Here is a 17,082-nt window from a genome sequence, read left to right as displayed (position 1 = left end):
ACCAGCGTGCCCGTCACCAGCGTGCCCGTCACTAGCGTGCCCGTCACTAGCGTGCCCGTCACTAGCGTGCCCGTCACTAGCGTGCCCGTCACCAGCGTGCCCGTCACCAGCGGAGACGCAGCCAGCGCCTCCTAACCCGGTCGTGCACGCCCAGCGTGCGCGTCCTCAGCAGTTTGCAGAGATCTTCACCATGAGCCTTCGACGATCCATCTACAAGTCGCCGGCGCAGATGCGGTTGATGATCGCGCCCGGACTGGCCACGGCCGCATCCCTGGATGCGGCCCGGGCGGCCATCCGGGTCGGTGCGACCACCCTCGAGCTCGACGCGGCCGCCGAGGCGGCCATCGTGGCTCGAGGCGGCCTGCCGAACTTCAAGCTGGAGCAGGGCTACCACCACACGGTCTGCGCGTCCGTCAACGAGGATGTCGTGCACGGCATCCCGGGGGCTCGCGTGCTCGCCGCCGGCGACATCGTGTCGATCGACAGCGGTGCCATCATCGACGGCTGGAACGGCGACGCGGCCTTCTCCTTCGTGATTCCGGACCCGGCCCGGCCCGAGGTCGTCGCCGAGCGCGAGAAACTGTCGCACGTCACGGAGCAGTCGCTGTGGCACGGGATCGCCCGGCTCGCGGTGGCGCGTCACCTCAACGAGGTCGGCGATGCCATCGAGGACTACGTCGAGTCTCAGGGGGACTACGGAATCCTCACCGACTATGTCGGTCACGGCATCGGCCGGTCCATGCACGAGGCCCCGCCCGTGTTCAACTATCGCGTTCGCCAGAAGGGTCCGGACGTGAAGCCCGGTCTCGTGATCGCGATCGAGCCCATGGTCGTCATGGGGTCCATCGAGACGTTCGTGCGCGACGACGACTGGACCGTCGCCACCAGCGACGGCCTGGCCGCCGCGCACTGGGAGCACAGCGTGGCCGTGCACAAGGACGGCATCTGGGTGCTCACCGCCGCCGACGGCGGCGCTGCGGGGCTGGCCCCGCTCGGCATCACGCCCGTTCCGCTCCCGTAGTCGCACACGGCCCGAACCAGCCGCACACGGAACGTCGGATCTCACCGCACTGCGTGGACGCCGTTCCGCACGCGAAATGCCGTGCCCGATGCCAAACCAATTCGACGGAGATTTTGGGTCAAACACCCGTTTTCGTGCCCGAAAGCGGTTTTTTGGGCAGAATCTCCGTCGAATTCGTTCGGGGTGAGTCGACCCCGGGCTCCGGGCTCGTACGAGACGGCGGTTGCAGCGCGCATCCACCCCGCGCTGCGGTCAACTTCTCGCCTGTCCGAGAAATGGACCAATCGCCACTCACCCGCCACCCGCGATCGCCCCTCACCCGCGGCAATCGGAACCCGCTCCCGGAGCCACACACGGCCCGAACCAGCCGCGCTCGGGGGCGGGGATCTGGTCTCTCCGGGACTCCGGAGGCGGGAGGATGGAGGAGAGGGCAAACCGTCCGTCGCGGCTCAGGGAAAGAGCGATTCCATGAAGATTCTCATCGTCTGCGGTGCTGGCGCCTCCAGTGCCTTTGTTGCACATCGGGTTCGGCACACCGCCGCGGCCCGCGGCCTGGATGTCCACGTCTTCGCGGGGAGCGAATCGGATCTGCCGGCCTCCCTCGGCCCGGTCGACGTGCTTCTAGTGGGTCCCCACCTGGCACCCAGGTTTGAGAAGATCCGCCTTCAGGCCGTGCACGCCGGGGTCGGCATCGCCCTGCTGGAGGAGACCGTCTTCGCCTCGCAGAACGGCGACGAAGCGCTCGATGCCGCGATCTATGCGTACAAGACGCGTGACTGGGCTGAAACGAAGAAGTAGCCCGACCGGTGGCCTACTGGTCCATCAGGTGCACGAGCTCGTCGATGAAGGATGCGAAGTCCACCGACCGCTTGACCAGCCGCTGCACGTCGGCCCGGTCTGAGAAGACCTCCACGAACTGGTCGAAGACGGTCTGGAAGCTCTTGCGCCCGGCGGCGCTGAAAGCGACCATCGCCACCACGTTGACGCGGTTCTCGCCCCACGCCATGGGTGTGTCGTTGATCACGACGGCGATCGAGGTACGGATTGCCGTCATCGACATCGAGTGCGGCACCGCCACGTTGTCCGTGAACGCCGTCGACGACATGAGCTCGCGCTCGATCGCGCCGTCGATGTAGCTCTCGTCGATATCGCCGTGTGTGATCATCCGTTCGCCGAGAGCGCGGATCATCGCGGTCTCGTCAGCGGCGTGGAAGTTGTGCGCGAACAGGGACTCGTCGAAGAATTGCAGCAGCTCGTCCTTGAGAGCGGCGCGACGCCGAAGACGGCGGATGCGGCTGGCGGCCTTCCGCACGCGGTCGATGTCGGCCTCGGTCAGGAACGGCTGGATCACGATGACGGCCTCGGCCGGCGACTGCGGTTCGATGGTGGAGAGCACGAGTTTCGCATCCAGGGCCTTCCAGTCGACGTCGCTGCGGGTTACCACCGACACAACTTCGAGCTCGTCACCGAGGACCCGCTCGATCCGTTCGCGCAGCAGCACGTGCATGTCGTAATAGTTCGGGCAGATCAGAGCGCACGTGACCAGGTCCTCGCGCCGGGACTGCTGCTGAAGGTGGGCACCGACGTGCATCGCGATGTACGCGATCTCATCGTCGTTGATCACGATCTGTTCCTGCCGCTGCAACTGGCTGGCGATGTAGACGGCGACCTCATAGATCATCGGGTAGGACGTCTTGATCGACCTGGTGAGCGGGTTGTGCGAGTACGAGCGGTCTGTCGCCCGGTTGATCAGGTTGCGCACGTGCAGCGTGAGCCTCACGATGAAGTTCTCCTCCGCGAGGTCCAGCAGGAACTCGTCCCCGGCCTGGCCGACGATCCGGCGCACGGCGTCGAGATCTTCGGGGCGGACGAAGCTCTCGATCAGAACCTGCGCCGGCTGGTCCTGCCCGGGTGTGATCACCCGGGTCTTGAGCAGGAGTGCGATGTAGTCGAGGTCACCGACACCCAGTTCGACGTGGAAGTGGCGCACGATCAGCCCGGAGAGGGCGAGGGTCATCGCGTCGGGGGAGCCGACGGATGCCGCGGTCTCGGCCACCACGGGGGAGGTGCGCCTCGTGACCCGGTCGATGGCGATGGCGACATGGAGTAGAACGTCGTTGGTGCCGTACTCGTTGACGAAATACCCCTGCGAGTCGAGCATCGCGATCAGATCCGTCTTGAACTCTCCGAGGCTCTCGGAGGCGAACTCGCGCTGGATCGCCTCGAGTTCGAGCAGACCGCGCGAACTCTCCTCGCGGAACAGCCGGCTGAGCAGCCTCCGCCGGTCGGTCTCGGAGCCGGCGAGCGTGACCACGCTGCCGTGGCGGGTGAGCGTGAGCCCGGTGGCGGGCAGTAGCTGCCGCACCTTGGTCAGGTCGGAGTCGATCGTGGAGTCGCTGACGAACAGCTCGGCGGACAGAGCGTAGACGTCGAGCCCCTCGTGGGACTCCGTGAGCCGGCGCACCAAAGCGTAAAGGCGATCCGTCGGGGTCTCGGCTTCGTCCGAGTGAATGCGCCCCCTGGCGCGGAACACGGCGAACGCCTCGAGGTCCAGCCGGTACCCGGCCGGCCCCGACTCGATGATCTCGAGCGGCCCGGCTGCCAGTTTCAGGTTCGTGACGTAGCTGCGCACGGTTCGGGGCGTGACGCCCAGGAGGTCGGCAAGCTCGCCGGCGGTAACCCAGGCCGGTGTCTGCGACAGAAAATCCAGCATCCGTGTCTGTTTGTCGCTCATTGCATGAAACTCCCAAGTAAAAAGCAAGTCTCCCACGCCGCTCCCGGCCGGATCTCTGCCACGAGATTTCCGGGGGTGCGGAAAAATCTCTGGTGGCCCCGCACGACCACCTTGGTCAGACTTGAATAAGTCGCAACGTGACGGGGCAACTCCTCATCGCATCCCTACGAAAGGCAGAGAAATGACGACGACGTCAGCTACCAAGACCAAGAGCGGAGGAACCCGTGTGCACGTTCAGCGCTTCGGAACCTTCCTCAGCGGAATGGTCATGCCCAACATCCCTGCATTCATCGCGTGGGGATTGATCACCGCATTCTTCATTCCGACCGGTTGGACCCCGAACGCGACCTTGGAAACGCTCGTCGGACCGATGATCGTGTACTTGCTGCCGCTCCTGATCGCCAACACCGGTGGCCGGATGGTCTACGGAACGCGTGGTGCGGTCATCGCCTCGATCGCGACCATGGGTGTCATCGTGGGCAGCGAGATCCCGATGTTCATCGGCGCCATGATCGTCGGCCCGGGATCCGCGTACCTCCTGAAGAAGCTTGACAGCCTCTGGGCCGGCAAGATCAAGCCCGGGTTCGAGATGCTGGTCGACAACTTCGCGTCCGGTATTCTCGGAATGATCCTCGCGCTGGGTGCGTTCTTCGGAATCGCCCCGCTCGTGACCGGGATCAGCAATTTCCTCGAGATGATCGTCGACTGGCTCGTCTCCAACAGCCTGCTGCCCATCGCCAGCATCTTCATCGAGCCCGGCAAGATCCTGTTCCTCAACAACGCCATCAACCATGGCGTGCTCACGCCGATCGGTGTGCAGCAGGTTGCTGAAAACGGCCAGTCGGTGCTGTTCCTGCTCGAGGCGAACCCCGGCCCCGGCTTGGGCATCCTGCTCGCCTTCTCCTTCTTTGGAGTCGGCATCGCACGGGCAAGCGCACCGGGCGCCATCATCATCCACTTCTTCGGCGGCATCCACGAGATCTACTTCCCGTACGTGCTGATGAAGCCGGCACTGCTCCTCGCCGCAGTCGGCGGCGGCATGACCGGTGTGGCCATCAACGTGGCCTTCGCAACCGGCCTGCGCGCCCCAGCCTCACCCGGCAGCATCATCGCTATCCTGATCCAGACCGCCCCGGGCAGCTACGTCGGCGTCATCCTCTCCGTCATCGGCGCCGCCACGGTGTCATTCCTGATCGCAGCCGTCATCCTCCGTGCCAGCCGCAAGCGCGACCTGACCGCCGGCGATACCGGTGACATGGCCGAGGCCATCGCCAAGACCGAAGCAAACAAGGGCAAGGCCAGCACCATCCTCGGCGGCCTCGGAGCCTCCGGCACTTCGGCCACCGCCGCTCGCCGTGTCAAGAACATCATCTTCGCGTGCGACGCCGGAATGGGCTCCAGCGCCATGGGCGCTTCGGTGCTGCGTAACAAGATCAAGAAGGCCGGTCTCGACGGCATCACCGTGACCAACCAGGCGATCGCGAACCTCGACGGCACGGCCGACCTGGTCATCACGCACCAGGACCTGACCGCCCGGGCCCAGTCGAAGTCTCCTGACTCGACGCATGTCTCGGTCGAGAATTTCATGAACAGCCCGAAATACGATGACGTCGTCGCCCTGATTCAGGGCCAGGCGGCCGAGGAGGTAGCGCGATGACCGACCGCATTCTGGAACTGGGCAACGTCGTGGCCGCGGGGTCGGCCACCACGAAGCTCGACGCAATCCGTGAGGCCGGCGCCCTGCTCGTCACCGCAGGCGCCGTGCGCGAAAACTACGTCGACTCGATGTTCGACCGCGAAGCCAGCGTGTCGACCTATATGGGAAATTTCCTGGCGATCCCGCACGGGACCAACGACGCCAAGGAGTCGATCGTCCGGTCGGCCCTGTCGCTCGTGCGTTACGCCGAACCGATCGATTGGAACGGCCAGCAGGTGCGTTTCGCCGTCGGGATCGCGGGGCTCAACAATGAGCACCTCGAAATCCTGCAGAAGATCGCGATCGTCTTCTCGGACGAGGACGAAGTGCAGAAATTGATTGACGCCGTCACAGCAGAGGACATCTTCATGCTCCTCGAGGAGGTAAACGCAGAATGAAGGCCATTCACTTCGGTGCAGGGAACATCGGCCGCGGATTTGTCGGCCTCCTGCTTCACGATGCCGGATACGAGGTTGTCTTCGCCGATGTGAACATCTCCCTGATCGACGCTTTGCAGGCTGCCGGCAGCTACGCCGTGCACGAGGCAGGGGAAGTGTCGACCACCCGCGTGGTCGACACTTTCCGGGCCATCAACAGCGCCACGGATGAGGCCGTACTGATCGACGAGATCGCGACGGCCGATATCGTCACCACCGCGGTCGGCCCCACCGTCCTCCGCTTCGTGGCACCGGTCATCGCGGCCGGACTGGGGCGGCGGTCGGCCGAGTTGCCGCCCCTGGCCGTGATGGCGTGCGAGAACGCCATCAACGCCACGGATGTCCTCGCCGAACAGCTCTGGGCCAACGTGCCGGAGCCGGAGCGAGCGGCTGTGGCCGAGCGCGTCGTCTTCGCCAACACGGCAGTCGACCGCATCGTGCCCGGCCAGGCCGAGAGCGACGGCATCGACGTAACCGTCGAGGCCTTCTACGAGTGGGTCATCGAGCAGGGCGCCTTCAACGGCGTCGTGCCGGTCATCCCGGGTGCGACTTTCGTCGACAATCTCGCGCCGTATATCGAGCGCAAGCTGTTCACGGTGAACACCGGACACGCGACCGTCGCCTACCTCGGCGGTGTCGCCGGGGCTTCCAAGATCTCCGACGCGCTCCTGGTGCCGGCGGTGCTGGACGGCGTCCGAGCGGTGCTCGAGGAAACCTCGGCCCTGCTCGTGGCCAAGCACGGCCTCGACGTAGACGCCCAGCGCGCCTACCGGGAGAAGATCCTGGTGCGCTTCGCCAACCCGTCCCTGCCCGACACGGTAGAGCGCGTCGGCCGCCAGCCGCTGCGCAAGCTCAGCCGCCACGAACGGTTCATCGGCCCTGCCGCCGAGATCGCCGAACACGGCACCCGCCCGGTCGCGCTGCTCGCAGCCGTCGAAGCCGCACTCCGGTTCGACGTCGCCGACGATGAGCAGAGCGCCCTGCTGCAACGGATGCTGCGCGCCGAGACAGCCGAATCGTTCACCGCGTCGGTGTGCGGCCTGGACGCCGCGCATCCGCTGTTCGCCGACGTGGTCCTGGTCGTGGCCGCGGTGCAGAAGGCCCTCTGAGCGGAGAATCCCGCGAGGGATTATAGGGAAGAATTGCCAAAAGGCAACTCCGTACCATAGAGTAAATCCTTGGTGTCTTGTGCGCACGTATGCGGCGTATCAGTGCACCACAATCCACGCACGACCAGCAATCAATACCCTAGCGATAGTGAGTTATGGCCAAAAAAGACGGTGTCATCGAAATCGAGGGCGCGGTAGTCGAAGCTCTTCCCAACGCGATGTTTCGCGTCGAGTTGAGCAACGGCCACAAAGTTCTTGCCCACATTTCAGGCAAGATGCGTCAGCACTACATCCGTATTCTCCCGGAGGATCGTGTGATCGTGGAGCTGAGCCCGTACGACCTGACTCGCGGCCGGATCGTTTACCGCTACAAGTAGAGAGTGCTGTAAGTAACGGCCCGAGGCGTTCCTGGGGTACGAAGACAGCGAATACAAGGACACACCATGAAGGTCAAGCCCAGCGTCAAGAAGATCTGCGACAAGTGCAAGGTCATCCGCCGTAATGGCAACGTGATGGTCATCTGCGAGAACCCTCGTCACAAGCAGCGTCAGGGCTGATCTCGACAGGCTCGATCACGGTCGAGTCGGTTGAGATGCAACTGAATACAGAAAATAGCAGTGCCGGGAACCCTTCGGGGGGACACCATCGGTTGGAGGCCGATGAACAGGCACTGTCACAGACCTCCACTCATATACAGGAGAAGCCACAATGGCACGTCTAGCCGGCGTTGATATTCCTCGCGATAAGCGCGTGGAAGTTGCACTGACTTACATCTTTGGTGTTGGCCGCACGAGGGCACTCAAGACCCTCGCCGACACTGAAATCGATGGAAACATCCGAGTCAAGGACCTGAGTGACGAGCAGCTCGTCGCCCTCCGTGACTACATCGAAGGAACCTTCAAGGTTGAGGGTGACCTCCGCCGTGAGGTTGCCGCTGACATCCGCCGCAAGGTCGAGATCGGCAGCTACGAGGGCATCCGCCACCGCAAGGGCCTGCCCGTTCGTGGCCAGCGCACCAAGACCAACGCTCGCACCCGCAAGGGCCCGAAGCGCACCGTAGCCGGCAAGAAGAAGGCGCGCTAGGCCTCGGCCTGGCCCGTCTCGCCTTTAGGATTCAGGAGAAATTCATGGCAGCACCAAAGTCGGCCGTTCGGAAGCCGCGCAAGAAAGAAAAGAAGAACGTCGCTGTGGGCCAGGCCCACATCAAGAGCACCTTCAACAACACCATCGTCTCGATCACTGACACCACCGGTGCGGTCATCAGCTGGGCGTCCTCGGGTGGAGTCGGCTTCAAGGGTTCGCGCAAGTCGACCCCGTTCGCCGCGCAGCTGGCTGCCGAGTCGGCTGCCCGCCAGGCGCAGGAGCACGGCATGAAAAAGGTTGACGTCTTCGTCAAGGGACCGGGATCGGGCCGCGAGACCGCGATCCGTTCGCTCCAGGCCGCTGGCCTCGAGGTCGGTTCGATCAACGACGTCACCCCCCAGGCGCACAACGGATGCCGTCCGCCCAAGCGTCGTCGCGTCTAACCAACCGGCATCTCGCCATCGGCCGGGCCCGTCACAAGACGGGCCCGGCTGTGGCGGGTCGTGGGGCATCACCCCTCCCTCGTTCGACGATGTGCTCGATTGTCGGGCTTGTCGAGAGACACACAACTCAAAACCTCGCCACGCAAGTGTCATATAGCGGACACTTAGCCGAAAGGAATCAACAGTGCTTATTGCACAGCGCCCCACGCTCACCGAAGAGAACATCTCGGAGTTCCGATCCAGGTTCGTCATCGAACCTCTTGAGCCTGGTTTCGGTTACACCCTCGGCAACTCGATGCGCCGCACCCTCCTGTCATCGATCCCCGGAGCCGCTGTCACCAGCATCCGGATCGACGGTGTGCTGCACGAGTTCAGCACCGTTCCCGGTGTCAAGGAAGACGTCACCGAGATCATCCTCAACATCAAGGGCCTCGTCATCTCCAGCGAGCACGACGAGCCCATCACCGCGTACCTGCGCAAGCAGGGTGCCGGCCAGGTCACGGCCGCCGACATCTCGGCTCCGGCCGGTGTCGAGGTGCACAACCCCGAGCTGGTCATCGCCACGCTGAACGACAAGGCCAAGTTCGAACTCGAACTGACCATCGAACGCGGCCGCGGCTACGTGTCGGCCACCCAGAACCGCAACGAGTACTCTGAGGCCGGCCAGATTCCGGTTGACTCGATCTACTCGCCCGTGCTCAAGGTGACCTACCGTGTCGAGGCAACTCGTGCCGGTGAGCGCACCGACTTCGACCGCCTCGTCGTTGACGTGGAGACCAAGTCGGCCATTTCGCCTCGCGACGCCATCGCATCCGCCGGTCGTACGCTGACCGAGTTGTTCGGTCTGGCCCGTGAGCTGAACACCGCCGCCGAGGGCATCGAAATCGGCCCCGCGCCGGTCGATGTCGTGCTGTCGACCGAGCTGTCGATTCCGATCGAAGACCTCGATCTGTCGGTTCGCTCGTACAACTGCCTCAAGCGCGAGGGCATCAACAACGTCAGCGAACTGGTCGCCCTCTCGGAGACCCAGCTGATGAACATCCGCAACTTCGGACAGAAGTCGGTGGATGAGGTCAAGGACAAGCTCGTTGAGCTCGGACTGTCCCTGAAGGACTCGGTGCCCGGATTCGACGGCGCCCACTTCTACAGCGGCTACGACGAAGAAACCATCTAAAGCAGTCGTTCAGACTGACTTTCGACTTTGATACTGGAGATAACCAATGCCTACCCCCACTAAGGGAGCCCGCCTCGGAGGCGGACCGGCCCACGAGCGCCTCATGCTCGCCAACCTGGCCGCATCCCTATTCACCCACAAGTCCATCAAGACGACCGAGACGCGCGCCAAGCGCCTGCGTCCGGTCGCCGAGCGACTGATCACCTTCGCAAAGAAGGGTGACCTGCACGCCCGTCGTCGCGTGCTTGCCACTATCGGCGACAAGACCGTCGTGCACGAGCTCTTCACCGAGATCGCACCTCAGGTTGCCCTTCGTGAGGGCGGTTACACCCGCATTACGAAGCTCGGCTTCCGCAAGGGCGACAACGCTTCGATGGTACAGATGGAGCTCGTTCTCGAGCCCGTCACCCCGAAGGTCAAGCGCTCCTTCGCCAAGGCTGCTTCCAAGCCCGCCGCGGCAGCGCCCGATGCCGAGGCTCCGGCCGAGGTCGTCGTCGAGGATGCTGCTGTCGAAGCTGACGTCGTCGAGGATGATGTCGCTGCCGCTGAGGAATCCAAGTAAGCACTCTGCGCTGTATCGGCTCAACTGAATCGCTGTGTTGAATTGAGAGGGGCCCGACTTCGGTCGGGCCCCTCTCTGTGCCCCGGCGACGGGCTAGCACCCTCGCGGGGCCCCGGCTACAATATTGGCCATGGAACGCCTGAGCGGAACCCAGAATCAGGGCCCGCGTCGGCGTGCAGCCCCGCCGCTCGACGCGCCGGGGCCCGCCCACCCTGAGATCGCCCGGTGGCGTCCGGCAACGGTGTCGGACGCCGACGACCTGTGGCAGTTCACTTGCGCGGTCGGCAAGGCGGACCATCCGTACCACCTGACGACGCGGGAGGGAATCGAGCGGGACTTCGGTCTGTCTTACTTCCATCCGGAGCGGGATTCCCTGATCGGGTTCGCCGCCGACGGCACCCTCGTGGCGATGGGGATGGTGATGGCGCCGCCGGGCGAGACGCTGGCCCGCGCGATCCTGGTCGGCGGGGTGCACCCCGACTACCGCGGACGCGGAATCGGCCGCGAGCTGCTCGCGTGGCAGCTGGGCCGGGCCGAGCAGCAGCTCGCCACCGACGATCCCTCGGTTCCACGCTGGATCCTCGCCTACACCGAGGAGACCGCGTACCGCAGCACCCGTCTGTTCCGGCGCCTCGGCATGGAATGCGCCCGGTACTTCCAGTCCCTCGAGCGGCGCCTCGACGAGCTGATCCCCGAGATCGACCTTCCGGTTGACATCCGCGTCATCCGGTTTACCTCGGAGCTCTCTGCGGCCGTTCACGAAGCGCGCGACTCGTCGTTCCGGGATCACTGGGCCAGCCAGCCGATGAGCGACGATGCTTGGGACTCCTTCGTGACGAGTCGCAAATTCCGCCCCGACCTCTCATACCTGGCCCTCGCGGCCGGCCCCGACGGCACCCCGAAGGTCGTGGGCTTCACCCTGGCCACGGTCAACGAGGACGACTGGCTGAACCAGGGCTACACCGGCAGCCACGTCGACCTCGTCGGCGTCATCGACGGATGGCGGGGCAAACACATCGCGCGGACCCTGCTGGGCCTGCATTTGCATGCCGCACGCACCGAGGGTCTGGCCCGGGCGACCCTGGTCGTCGACTCCGAAAGTCCGACCGGCGCGCTGAACCTGTACCTCGGCATGGGTTTCACGCCCACCACCCGCAGTCTCGCCTTCACCATTGAGCTCTAGTCCCACCCGGGACCCGCACCCGCCGACCCGGCCGACCCGGCCGACCCGGCCTTGGTCACGGCAGCAGCGGCGGCCGGAAAGAGGGTGACCCGGCAGGGTCGGGCAGGCGATACGCCTCGAGGCCCGGCTGCGGCGGCGGCTCGGCGAGCCGTTCCAGAGCGGCCCGGATGACGTCGGCATAGATCCGACCGCCGGCCGGACCGGGATGGATGTTGTCGTTTGCGAGCACATCCGTGTGCGAGGCGATCGCCGTGCTCCAATCGGCCAGCTCGACCGTGCGGTGCCGGGCAGCGTACTCGGCCAGGCTGGCGTTGACCCCGGCCGTCCAGTCACGTTCGGCGAAGGCAGTGATCAGGATCAGCTCCCGGTCCGGGCCGATCACCGCGCGGATGGCCGCCAGCTGACTCGAACGGATCGGCCCGTTGGTGCCGAGGCCCACGACGACCACCGGCCGGAGCGTGCCGGCCTCGGCTTGGGTGGCCAGGATGTCGGGGGCAGCCCCCATGCCCCGTGAGACGGTGGCATCGATCGCGATCCCCGGGAAGCCGGCCTGCAGCTCGGGGGCCGAGGCGAGCATCACCGAGTCGCCCACGGCCGTGATCAGGTCCCCGGGCGCCGCGCGTTCAATGGCGCTGACGGCCGGCCGGGACGCGCGCCGTGCGTTCTGCACGGCCTGCCGCTGCGCAGCATCCAGTGCCTTCTGGCCGCGTTCGATCTCGCTCTGGGCGCTCGTCTGGGCGGGAGCGGTGAGCAGCGCCGCGGTCGTGCCGGTCGCCAGAAACAGCGCGGCGGCGCCGAACAGGCCGAACCAGACGAGCCTGCCGGGCATGCGGATCGTGCGCGCGCCGCTCGTGCCCTGCCGCAGGCGACGGATGCTGCCGCGCACCCCCTTCGTGCGCACGGGAAGTTCCAGCCAGCGGTACGATCCACCGGCCGCCAGCAGCGTCAGCGCGCCCGCCAGCACCCCGACTCCGATGCTCGTCAGCACGGTCGGCGACGCGGCGGCCGCCGGCCACGCCCCCTGGGCGAGCACGAGCACCGGCCAGTGCCACAGATAGATGCCGTAGGAGCGTTCACCCAGGTAGCGCAGCGGCGCGGTATCCAGCGCCTGGCCGAAGCCTGGCCCGCGCACGGCCGCCCAGATCACGACCGCGGTCAGCAGGCTCACCAGCATCAGTCCGCCTCGATAGGTCGCCAGGCCGGTGTCGGGCAGGGCGAACGCCGCCGCCAGAACCCCGGCCAGGGCGAGCCGACCCAGCCACGGCCGCCAGCGCTCGCGCAGGGCGGCGAGGCGGGGTGCCGTGCCGTCCGGGAGGCCCGAACGGCGCAGCAGCAGCGCGAGCGCGGCACCGGTGAAGAGCCCGAAGCTGTGCGTGTCCGAGCCGTAGTACACCCGGGTGGGGTCGGCGGGGTCGTATAGCAGCCCCATCCAGACGGCAGAGGCCAGGGCCAGGCCGGCGACGAGTGCCAGGCGAAGCCGGCCGCTCCTCACCAGCAGCAGGCCGAGGAGAGCGAACGGCCAGATCAGGTAGAACTGCTCCTCCACCGCCAGCGACCACAGGTTGCGGAACAGTTCCGGCGCCGTGGCGCTGAAGTAACTCGCCGACCCGGCGATCGACACCCAGTTGTAGCCGAAGGTGATCGCGCCGAGCAGCTGCCAGCCGAGGCCCACCAGCACGTCGCCGCCGATCAGCCAGGCGGCAGTGCACAGGATCAGCACCAGCGGGACCAGTGCCGGCACCAGGCGCAGCGCCCGCCGTTTCCAGAATCGACCGAGCGCGATCCGCGAGGTTTCGTCCCGTTCGGTGATGAGGAGGCCCGTGATCAGGAACCCGCTGATCACGAAAAAGACGTCGACCCCGATGAATCCGCCGGGAAGCACCGCGGGGAAGAAGTGGAACACCACGACCAGAACGACGGCGATGCCACGCAGGCCGTCGAGACCGGCCAGGCGTTTGGTGGGCACGTTCACGGAGTCCGGATGAGCGTCAGAGGGCGGGGGCGGCAGATTTTCATGACAGGTGGGGACCGAGGTCCGGGTTCTACGATAACCCGGACCGGACCGTACACTTACCTCCGTGATTCTTCCCCCGGCGCCCGACGAGACCCAAGCAGCGGGCACCACCCGGATCAGGCTCGACATCGCCTATGACGGCACCGGCATGAGCGGCTGGGCGACGCAGCCGGGCCTCCGCACCGTGCAGGGTCAGATCGAGGCCGGGCTGGCCGGCATCCTGCACAGCCACCCGCCGACCCCGATCCTGACCGTGGCCGGGAGAACGGATGCCGGTGTGCACGCGACCGGGCAGGTCGCCCACTTCGATCTGAACCCCGACCAGGCCGACGGCCTCGTGCGCATCTCCCGCGGCAAGGGGCGGCCCCCGACGCCTCTGGCGGTCATGGTGCAGCGGCGGCTCAGCGGCATCCTCGTCACCCAGCCCGAAATCGTGATCACATCCTCCGTGCTCGCCCCGCCCGGGTTCGACGCCCGGTTCTCCGCGCTTTACCGGCGCTACGAGTACCGGATCGCCGACTCCGTCGTCGGGCACGACCCGCTGCAGCGGTTCCGCACCACCTGGCACGGCTTCGCCCTCGACGTGGACGCTATGGACGCGGCTGCCGCGACGCTGATCGGCCTGCACGACTTCGCCACCTACTGCAAGCCGCGGCCCGGGGCCACCACGATCCGCACCCTGCAGGAGTTCCGCTGGTACCGCGATCCGGATGGTGTGCTCGTCGCATCCGTTCAGGCTGACGCCTTCTGCCACAGCATGGTGCGCGCGCTGGTCGGGGCCTGCGTCGCGGTGGGGGAGGGGCGGCTGTCCGGGGACCGCCTCGTCGACCTCCGGATCGAGCGGGCCCGTACCAGCGAGTTCAAGGTGATGCCCGCCCAGGGGCTCACGCTGCTTGAGGTCGGCTATCCGGCCGACGAACTGCTCGCTCTGCGGGCCCGCGAAACGCGCGCGCGCCGGGAGCTCATCGACGACACCGAGTAATGGTTGAATTGCGCTGCCGGGCCGACGGCGTTAGTGTTATTCCTTGGTGTCTGTGCGTTGCAGCCAGACACACGAACGTGAGCCCTCCATCGATCGTGTTCCCTCTCTGGGAACACACCCGGAGCGGGATTCACGAACACCTCCGTTCGAACAAGAAAGCAGCTCAATAGTGACGCGCACTTACACTCCCAAGGCAAGCGAAGTCCAGCACGACTGGGTCGTCATCGACGCCACAGATATCGTGCTCGGTCGTCTTGCCAGCCACGCCGCCATTCTCCTTCGCGGGAAGCACAAGGCAACGTTCTCTCCCCACATGGATATGGGCGACTTCGTCATCATCATCAACGCCGAGAAGATTGCCCTTACCGGCAAGAAGCTCGACCTGAAGATGGCGTACCGCCACTCCGGTTACCCGGGCGGCCTCACGGCCACCAACTACTCGGAGATGCTCGAGAAGCACCCGACCCGCGCGGTCGAGAAGGCCATCCGTGGCATGCTGCCGAAGAACACGCTCGGCCGCGCCCAGCTGGCCAAGCTCAAGGTCTACGCCGGCCCGGAGCACCCGCACGCCGCGCAGCAGCCGAAGCCGTACACCCTCGCCCAGGTCGCTCAGTAGCGCCGGCCTCCAGACTTTTCGATTCTAAGAAAAAAGGATTCACACCATCGTGGCGAAAATCGCAGATCAGATTGACCAGGCTCCGGAGAGCTACTCGACCGAGACTCCGACCGAGACTGTAACCAAGGCGCCCCGCGCCATCCTCAATGTCCCCGGCGCAGCCGTCGGACGTCGCAAGCAGGCCATCGCCCGCGTGCGCATCGTCCCCGGCTCCGGCACGATCACCGTCAACGGCCGCGAATTCGGGGACTACTTCCCGAACAAGCTGCACCAGCAGCTCATCAACGACCCGTTCAAGGTGCTCGACCTCATCGGCAGCTACGACGTCATCGCCCGCATCACCGGTGGTGGCCCCTCCGGCCAGGCCGGTGCCCTGCGTCTCGGTATCGCGCGTTCGTTGAACCAGATCGACGAAGAGAACAACCGCGCCATCCTCAAGAAGGCCGGCTTCCTCAACCGTGACGCTCGCGTCAAGGAGCGTAAGAAGGCCGGACTCAAGAAGGCCCGTAAGGCTCCTCAGTTCTCCAAGCGTTAAGTCGATTGGCACCGTAGAAAAATGCCTCGACTATTTGGCACGGACGGCGTCCGGGGTCTGGCTAACCGTGATCTCACGGCTGGCCTGGCTCTGGCCCTCGCCCAGGCCAGTGCGGCGGTCCTGACTCAGGGCCGCCGCGCGGAGTTGCGTCGCGCAGAGGGCCGTCGGCCCGTTGCGGTGCTCGCCCGGGATCCTCGGATCTCCGGTGAATTCATTTCGGCCGCGGTCGCGGCCGGACTGGCGAGCTCCGGTGTGGACGTGCTCGACGCGGGCGTCATTCCGACGCCCGCCGCGGCTTTCTTGATCGCCGATATCGGCGCAGACTTCGGCGTGATGATTTCCGCCTCGCACAACCCCGCTCCCGACAACGGCATCAAGTTCTTTGCCTTCGGGGGAACCAAACTTCCCGACGACGTTGAGGACCGCATCGAAGAGCACCTGTCGCTCGACATGCTCACGCCGATCGGCGGAGACGTCGGTCGCATCAGCCGCTTCGCGGACGCCGAGGACCGCTATGTCGTGCACCTGCTCGGAACGCTGCCGCACCGCCTGGATGGCATCCACGTCGTGCTCGACTGCGCGCACGGTGCCGCCGCCGGCGTATCGCCGCAGGTCTTCACGGATGCCGGTGCCACGCTCACGGTCATCGGAGCCGACCCCGACGGCAACAACATCAACGACGGGGTGGGCTCCACCCACCTCGACAACCTCTCCCGTGCCGTCCTCGAGGCCGGCGCCGACGTCGGAATCGCCCACGACGGCGACGCGGACCGGTGCCTGGCCGTCGACCGCGACGGCAACATCATCGACGGTGACCAGATCATGGCGATCCTCGCTGTCTCCATGGCCGAGCGCGGGGTTCTGAAGGACCGCACGCTCGTGGCCACGGTGATGAGCAATCTCGGTTTGCGTAAGGCCATGGCGGCCAACGACATCCGCATGATTGAGGCCAAGGTCGGCGACCGGTACGTGCTCGAAGAGCTCAACGTCGACGGGCTGTCCCTCGGCGGCGAACAATCCGGTCATGTGATCATGACCAAGTTCGCCACGACCGGTGACGGCATCCTGACCGGGCTGCACCTGGTCGCCGAAATGGCACGCACCGGCAAGACCCTCGCAGAGCTCGCCTCGGTGATGACGGTCTACCCGCAGATCCTGGTCAACGTGCGCGGCATCGACCATCACGGGCTGAAATCGAACGAGGTCATCGCGGAGGCTATCCGTGCCGCTGAGGCCGAGCTCGGGGACACCGGACGGGTGCTGCTGCGACCGTCGGGCACCGAGCCCATGGTGCGCGTCATGGTAGAAGCGGCCGATCAGGGCACCGCCGACCGGCTCGCGAACGAGCTGGCCGACATCGTGCGCCTGCAGCTCGCCCTCTAGAGAGTTCTCGCCGCGGCCGCACCCTCGTTCTCGGCCGCGGGCCCCGCGCCCTCGTTTTCGGCCGCGCCCCGCGCGCCCGCTCCGCCCCGCGCCCCTGACGAATTCGACGG

Annotated in this window: 18 protein-coding genes; 16 read left to right on the top strand and 2 right to left on the bottom strand. The window is 65.9% G+C overall.

Annotated elements, in window-relative coordinates; translation table 11 throughout:
* Positions 1-190 precede the first annotated feature (190 nt).
* A complete protein-coding gene (gene map / locus E3N94_RS15910) occupies positions 191-1,021 on the top strand; it encodes a type I methionyl aminopeptidase (RefSeq protein ID WP_134342146.1) in 831 nt (276 codons plus the stop codon).
* Positions 1,022-1,489: 468 nt separating this feature from the next.
* Positions 1,490-1,819, top strand: coding sequence for a PTS sugar transporter (locus E3N94_RS15905; protein ID WP_104171764.1), 330 nt, complete (start codon positions 1,490-1,492; stop codon positions 1,817-1,819).
* 13 nt (positions 1,820-1,832) lie between these two features.
* On the opposite strand, the gene E3N94_RS15900 is transcribed toward E3N94_RS15905, so the two are convergent.
* A complete protein-coding gene (locus tag E3N94_RS15900) occupies positions 1,833-3,755 on the bottom strand; it encodes a BglG family transcription antiterminator (RefSeq protein WP_134570568.1) in 1,923 nt (640 codons plus the stop codon).
* 181 nt (positions 3,756-3,936) lie between these two features.
* On the opposite strand from E3N94_RS15900, the gene E3N94_RS15895 reads away from it, so the two are divergent.
* The 10 genes from E3N94_RS15895 to E3N94_RS15850 all read left to right on the top strand — a co-directional run bounded on the left by E3N94_RS15895 (position 3,937) and on the right by E3N94_RS15850 (position 11,442).
* Positions 3,937-5,412 carry a PTS mannitol transporter subunit IICB gene (locus E3N94_RS15895; protein ID WP_134342150.1) on the top strand — a complete coding sequence of 492 codons (1,476 nt, stop codon included), beginning with the start codon at positions 3,937-3,939 and terminating at the stop codon, positions 5,410-5,412.
* The gene (locus tag E3N94_RS15890) at positions 5,409-5,849 is read left to right on the top strand and encodes a PTS sugar transporter subunit IIA (RefSeq protein WP_104100948.1); all 441 of its coding nucleotides are present in this window, start codon (positions 5,409-5,411) and stop codon (positions 5,847-5,849) included. Before E3N94_RS15895 ends, E3N94_RS15890 begins: the two co-directional genes overlap by 4 nt.
* Positions 5,846-6,997 (top strand): mannitol-1-phosphate 5-dehydrogenase, encoded by a 1,152-nt coding sequence (locus tag E3N94_RS15885; protein ID WP_134570566.1) that lies wholly within the window; start codon positions 5,846-5,848, stop codon positions 6,995-6,997. Before E3N94_RS15890 ends, E3N94_RS15885 begins: the two co-directional genes overlap by 4 nt.
* A 155-nt stretch (positions 6,998-7,152) precedes the next feature.
* The gene (infA, locus tag E3N94_RS15880; protein ID WP_055965022.1) at positions 7,153-7,374 is read left to right on the top strand and encodes a translation initiation factor IF-1; all 222 of its coding nucleotides are present in this window, start codon (positions 7,153-7,155) and stop codon (positions 7,372-7,374) included.
* A 66-nt stretch (positions 7,375-7,440) separates the two neighbouring features.
* Positions 7,441-7,554, top strand: a complete 114-nt coding sequence (gene rpmJ / locus E3N94_RS15875) for a 50S ribosomal protein L36 (protein WP_035834639.1) — start codon at positions 7,441-7,443, stop codon at positions 7,552-7,554.
* A 151-nt stretch (positions 7,555-7,705) separates the two neighbouring features.
* Complete coding sequence (gene rpsM, locus E3N94_RS15870; protein ID WP_104100946.1) at positions 7,706-8,080, top strand: 30S ribosomal protein S13; 375 nt, start codon at positions 7,706-7,708, stop codon at positions 8,078-8,080.
* A 44-nt stretch (positions 8,081-8,124) separates the two neighbouring features.
* Complete coding sequence (rpsK, locus tag E3N94_RS15865) at positions 8,125-8,523, top strand: 30S ribosomal protein S11 (RefSeq protein ID WP_022883249.1); 399 nt, start codon at positions 8,125-8,127, stop codon at positions 8,521-8,523.
* A 184-nt stretch (positions 8,524-8,707) separates the two neighbouring features.
* The gene (locus E3N94_RS15860) at positions 8,708-9,697 is read left to right on the top strand and encodes a DNA-directed RNA polymerase subunit alpha (RefSeq protein WP_104100945.1); all 990 of its coding nucleotides are present in this window, start codon (positions 8,708-8,710) and stop codon (positions 9,695-9,697) included.
* Positions 9,698-9,743: 46 nt separating this feature from the next.
* On the top strand, positions 9,744-10,259 hold the full coding sequence (rplQ, locus tag E3N94_RS15855) for a 50S ribosomal protein L17 (protein ID WP_104100944.1): 516 nt from the start codon (positions 9,744-9,746) through the stop codon (positions 10,257-10,259).
* Between the two features lie 130 nt (positions 10,260-10,389).
* Positions 10,390-11,442 carry a GNAT family N-acetyltransferase gene (locus tag E3N94_RS15850; RefSeq protein ID WP_104100943.1) on the top strand — a complete coding sequence of 351 codons (1,053 nt, stop codon included), beginning with the start codon at positions 10,390-10,392 and terminating at the stop codon, positions 11,440-11,442.
* A gap of 55 nt (positions 11,443-11,497) precedes the next feature.
* Here the strand turns inward: E3N94_RS15850 and E3N94_RS15845 are convergent, their stop codons facing one another.
* Positions 11,498-13,414, bottom strand: coding sequence for an acyltransferase family protein (locus E3N94_RS15845; RefSeq protein ID WP_241987157.1), 1,917 nt, complete (start codon positions 13,412-13,414; stop codon positions 11,498-11,500).
* 190 nt (positions 13,415-13,604) lie between these two features.
* Between E3N94_RS15845 and E3N94_RS15840 the strand changes: the two genes are divergently transcribed.
* From E3N94_RS15840 to glmM, 4 genes are all read left to right on the top strand, one after another.
* Positions 13,605-14,438, top strand: a complete 834-nt coding sequence (locus E3N94_RS15840; protein ID WP_134570606.1) for a tRNA pseudouridine synthase A — start codon at positions 13,605-13,607, stop codon at positions 14,436-14,438.
* A 169-nt stretch (positions 14,439-14,607) separates the two neighbouring features.
* A complete protein-coding gene (gene rplM / locus E3N94_RS15835) occupies positions 14,608-15,054 on the top strand; it encodes a 50S ribosomal protein L13 (RefSeq protein ID WP_104100940.1) in 447 nt (148 codons plus the stop codon).
* Between the two features lie 49 nt (positions 15,055-15,103).
* Positions 15,104-15,589: a 30S ribosomal protein S9 gene (gene rpsI, locus E3N94_RS15830; protein ID WP_104100939.1), complete on the top strand. Its 486-nt coding sequence runs from the start codon at positions 15,104-15,106 to the stop codon at positions 15,587-15,589.
* Positions 15,590-15,610: 21 nt separating this feature from the next.
* Positions 15,611-16,972, top strand: a complete 1,362-nt coding sequence (gene glmM, locus E3N94_RS15825) for a phosphoglucosamine mutase (RefSeq protein WP_104100938.1) — start codon at positions 15,611-15,613, stop codon at positions 16,970-16,972.
* Positions 16,973-17,082: the final 110 nt, after the last annotated feature.

This window comes from Cryobacterium sp. Sr3 (assembly GCF_004402835.1).
Classification (GTDB): Bacteria; Actinomycetota; Actinomycetes; order Actinomycetales; family Microbacteriaceae; genus Cryobacterium; species Cryobacterium sandaracinum.
Note: the sequence above shows the minus strand (reverse complement) of the source record. Positions and strands in the feature narration are given on the sequence as shown.

Bases quoted from the DNA above. Each gene is read 5' to 3' on its own strand.
- map (WP_134342146.1), top strand. From the start codon at position 191: ATGAGCCTTCGACGATCCATCTACAAGTCGCCGGCGCAGATGCGGTTG.
- E3N94_RS15905 (WP_104171764.1), top strand. From the start codon at position 1,490: ATGAAGATTCTCATCGTCTGCGGTGCTGGCGCCTCCAGTGCCTTTGTT.
- E3N94_RS15900 (WP_134570568.1), bottom strand. From the start codon at position 3,755: ATGAGCGACAAACAGACACGGATGCTGGATTTTCTGTCGCAGACACCG.
- E3N94_RS15895 (WP_134342150.1), top strand. From the start codon at position 3,937: ATGACGACGACGTCAGCTACCAAGACCAAGAGCGGAGGAACCCGTGTG.
- E3N94_RS15890 (WP_104100948.1), top strand. From the start codon at position 5,409: ATGACCGACCGCATTCTGGAACTGGGCAACGTCGTGGCCGCGGGGTCG.
- E3N94_RS15885 (WP_134570566.1), top strand. From the start codon at position 5,846: ATGAAGGCCATTCACTTCGGTGCAGGGAACATCGGCCGCGGATTTGTC.
- infA (WP_055965022.1), top strand. From the start codon at position 7,153: ATGGCCAAAAAAGACGGTGTCATCGAAATCGAGGGCGCGGTAGTCGAA.
- rpmJ (WP_035834639.1), top strand. From the start codon at position 7,441: ATGAAGGTCAAGCCCAGCGTCAAGAAGATCTGCGACAAGTGCAAGGTC.
- rpsM (WP_104100946.1), top strand. From the start codon at position 7,706: ATGGCACGTCTAGCCGGCGTTGATATTCCTCGCGATAAGCGCGTGGAA.
- rpsK (WP_022883249.1), top strand. From the start codon at position 8,125: ATGGCAGCACCAAAGTCGGCCGTTCGGAAGCCGCGCAAGAAAGAAAAG.
- rplQ (WP_104100944.1), top strand. From the start codon at position 9,744: ATGCCTACCCCCACTAAGGGAGCCCGCCTCGGAGGCGGACCGGCCCAC.
- E3N94_RS15850 (WP_104100943.1), top strand. From the start codon at position 10,390: ATGGAACGCCTGAGCGGAACCCAGAATCAGGGCCCGCGTCGGCGTGCA.
- E3N94_RS15840 (WP_134570606.1), top strand. From the start codon at position 13,605: ATGAGCGGCTGGGCGACGCAGCCGGGCCTCCGCACCGTGCAGGGTCAG.
- glmM (WP_104100938.1), top strand. From the start codon at position 15,611: ATGCCTCGACTATTTGGCACGGACGGCGTCCGGGGTCTGGCTAACCGT.